The sequence below is a fragment of the Streptomyces sp. genome (assembly GCF_050698815.1).
Taxonomy (GTDB): Bacteria; Actinomycetota; Actinomycetes; order Streptomycetales; family Streptomycetaceae; genus Streptomyces.
Genome location: NZ_JBOHCV010000085.1, coordinates 1 through 3,471, shown reverse-complemented (window position 1 = coordinate 3,471; position 3,471 = coordinate 1). Strand labels below are relative to the sequence as shown.

The following is a 3,471-nucleotide window of genomic DNA, read 5'->3' as shown; positions in this document are numbered from 1 at the left end:
CCCCAGTGCGGGCTGCGCCGCCGGCGCAGCCCCAGCGACCGGCCCACGCCCCGTGCCCGGAGGCGCGACCGCCGGGCCGGCGGGCCGGTGGATCCCAGGCCGCACGTTTCAAGGGGCGCCGACCAGGGCCGTCCGGCGAGATCCCCGGAGTCTGTGGCCCACCGGGCCTGGGACCAGACGGGCTCAAACCACCGGCCCAGGGCGGTCTCCGGGCCGTCAGGCCGGCGGGACGCAGCCCAAGTGGGCGGGGCGAACTCGCCGGGCCGGCGGATCCCAGCCCGTCAGGCCAAGGAGACGGGGCGGGCCCCGAGGCCGCAGGCCCGGCAGGGCGGACTCCGGACCGAAGGCCCAACGGGTCCCCAGGGCCACAGGCCCAAGGGGCGGGGCGAACTGCGGGCCGCCGGGCGACGATCCCCGGGCCTGAGGCCCAGGGGGGCGGGGCGGCGGCCGTCAGGCCGTCATGCCGCGAGGCGGCCGACGTTCGCCCGGATCCAGTCGACGACCTCGTGGGTCGTCGCACCGGGCGTGAAGATCTCCGCGACGCCGTTCTCCTTCAACGGGGCGATGTCGCCCTCGGGGATGATGCCGCCGCCGAAGACCTTGATGTCCTCCGCGTCGCGCTCGCGCAGCAACTCCAGCACCTTGGCGAAGAGCGTGTTGTGCGCGCCGGAGAGAATCGAGAGGCCGATCGCGTCCGCGTCCTCCTGGATCGCGGTGTCCACGATCTGCTCCGGCGTCTGGTGCAGCCCGGTGTAGACGACCTCCATGCCGGCGTCGCGCAGCGCCCGTGCGATGACCTTGGCTCCGCGGTCATGCCCGTCGAGACCCGGCTTGGCGACCACCACGCGGATCGGACCCGACACACCCATCACTGCCTCCATCTGCAACGGTCCTCATGCGCGGCCGGCATCCGCGCCCGCCGAGTGAACGCACGTTATCCCCAGCATCCCGCACCCGGGGGGTTCCCGCCTGGAAGGGAGTGCGAAATCACACAGCGACCACCGACCGCACCGCGCGCCGACGGCAACACGCCCGTCTTCTCCGCTGCACACGTTCGGAGGGGAAGCACCCCGTCCCCCGCGCACCCCGCACGGCACACGCGCGCCCCCACGTACCTCCCCCGTCGAACCCCCGGCCGGCCCCGGCCGAACCGTCGCCCGGCGCACTTCGCGGGAATTCCGGCAGGGCGCCGCCCCGCCTTTCTCCACGTTCGCGACCTGCGCGTACGCCCCACCCGGATGGGTAATGTCGGCCATGTCGGACTAAGGGACGCGGTACACTCTTTCCGCCTGCATGCGGGCGGAGTTGGGGGACGCGACGCGGGGTGACGAACCCCTTGAGGACGCCTCTATTCATCGAACACGTCTCGAACTCCGGGCCAAGAACGCGTACACAGTCCACCGAAAGACGGCTGAATGCCCGTTTCTTGGCCGCCTAAAACCTGCTGGAGATTGTCGTCGTCCCGTACCCCCGGGTACAGTCACCGCTGCTACTCCGCCCCTGCTGTCGAGGCGAAAGAGAAGTTGGTGGTGAACGACCCTCACCCGTCGGGATATTCCCCCCCGGCCGATAGCTCAACCGACTTCTCGTACGCGCCCTACGGCGCCGGACACTACGAGCAGCCGGCTTTCGACAGTTACGCCCAGCAGGAGGCCCAGCAGGGCTACCCGGGCGCGTACGACGGCTGGTCGACGGGCGCCTACGACAACAACTTCGCCGTCTCCTACGGCGACGGGGACCCCCTCTTCGGCACCATGCCGGGGGCGGACACCACCGGTTACGCGACGGGCACCGGCACCTACGACGCCTACGCGGACTACGGGACCGCGGACTACGGGACGTACGACACCAGCGGCTACGACAGCGGCGCCTACGACAGCGGCAGCTACGACGCCACCGGCTACGACAACACGTGGGCGCACTCCGGATACCCGGCCGCCGGTATCCCGGCACAGGCGGGCAGCCCCGAGCAGGCCTACGCCACCGGGCAGTGGGATGCCGGCCAGTGGGACAGCGGCCAGTGGAACGCACCGGCCGAGGGCGGCAGTTGGGACACCCCTCCGGCCGAGGCGGCAGCGAGCTTCGAGCACGACTCACACCAGTACGCCACTCCGCAGTACGACGCGTACGCCTACGACTACGAGTTCGACGCGGCGGCCCAGGGCTACCCGTCCTACGAGTCGTACGAGACCCCGGGTTTCCAGGAGAGCTTCGAGTCCCAAGAGGGCTACGACTACGCGGCCATGGCTTCCGAGGGTCACGACGGCCTCGGTTCCGGCTACTCCGAACCCGAGTTCGCGGCCCATCCCGACCCGGAGCCCGAGTTCGGACCCGAACCCGTAGCACCGCCTGAGCCCGCGCCTCAGCCCGAGCCCGAAGCCGCACCCCCGCCCGGTCCCGGCTTCGTGCCGGTCGGCGCCGGCTCGTACTCCCGTGGCCGCCGCCTCGTCAAACCCAGGCGCTCCGCCCTCCTCACGGTCGCCGTGCCGTCCATCGCCGTGATGGGAGTGGCCGCGGCCGCCGCCGCGTCCGTCATGGACCAGGCCCCGGACGACGACACCACGACGCAGGCCTCGGCATCGGACGCCGCCGGCGTCAAGCCCGCCAACAGCAAGCTCGACACCCAGCTCGCCGGTCTCTCGGCCGACGCGGACGACTTCGCCGACCGTGCCAGCCGCACCCAGGAGCGCATCGATCTCCAGGAGCGCCAGGAAGCGGAGCGGGAGCGCAAGGCCAAGGCGGCCGCGCGCAAGGAGGCACTGCGCCCCAAGTTCGCGCTGCCGGTCAAGCAGCAGGGGCTCAGCGCGACGTTCGGGCAGGCGGGTCTCAACTGGCTGTCCGGCCACTCGGGCATCGACTTCCCCGTCAGCAACGGCACCCCGGTGATGGCCGCGACCGACGGCACCGTCTTGGCCAAGTACGACATGTCGTTCGGCAACATGGCCGTCGTGACGGCGCCGGACGGCACCGAGACCTGGTACTGCCACCTCAGCAGCACCAAGATCCGCTCGGGCACGGTCAAGGCCGGTGACACGATCGGGTACTCCGGAACGTCCGGCAACTCAACGGGACCGCACCTGCACTTCGAGGTGCATCCGGGCGGCGGTGCCGCGATCGACCCGCTCGCCTGGCTGCGTTCCAAGGGTCTCGACCCGAGCTGACCGCCCCGAGCCGTGACCGGACCGGGCTGATCAGCCTGGTCCGGCCGGACGCGCTACAGCTTCTCCACCGGCGCGTACCGCAGCAGCAGCCGCTTGGGCTTCTCACCGCCGAAGTCGACCGTCGCCTCGGCGTTGTCCCCGCCGCCCTTCACCGCGACGACCCTGCCCATGCCGAAGCTGTCGTGCGCCACCCGGTCCCCCACCGTCAGCGAGACGACCGGCCGGTCCGAGGCACGCCGCGTCGCGAAGCCGCTGGGCCCACCGCGCCGCCCGGCAACCGCCGCGCCCGCGCCCGCGCCGAACCCCGAGC

The 3,471-nt window shown here is 71.8% G+C and carries 2 protein-coding genes and 1 pseudogene; 1 reads left to right on the top strand and 2 read right to left on the bottom strand.

The genetic code is table 11. The annotated features are described in order from the left end of the window. Positions 1–458: 458 nt before the first annotated feature. Complete coding sequence (locus ACRDP3_RS03405; protein ID WP_431515297.1) at positions 459–869, bottom strand: cobalamin B12-binding domain-containing protein; 411 nt, start codon at positions 867–869, stop codon at positions 459–461. A gap of 660 nt (positions 870–1,529) precedes the next feature. Between ACRDP3_RS03405 and ACRDP3_RS03400 the strand changes: the two genes are divergently transcribed. Further along, a complete protein-coding gene (locus ACRDP3_RS03400) occupies positions 1,530–3,161 on the top strand; it encodes a M23 family metallopeptidase (RefSeq protein ID WP_431515296.1) in 1,632 nt (543 codons plus the stop codon). A 53-nt stretch (positions 3,162–3,214) separates the two neighbouring features. Here ACRDP3_RS03400 and ACRDP3_RS03395 read toward each other — a convergent pair. Then, positions 3,215–3,471 (bottom strand): annotated as a pseudogene (locus tag ACRDP3_RS03395) (ATP-dependent DNA helicase PcrA); the annotation flags it as partial.

Excerpts from the sequence above, each read along its gene's own strand:
- ACRDP3_RS03405 (WP_431515297.1), bottom strand. The coding sequence starts at position 869 with ATGGGTGTGTCGGGTCCGATCCGCGTGGTGGTCGCCAAGCCGGGTCTC.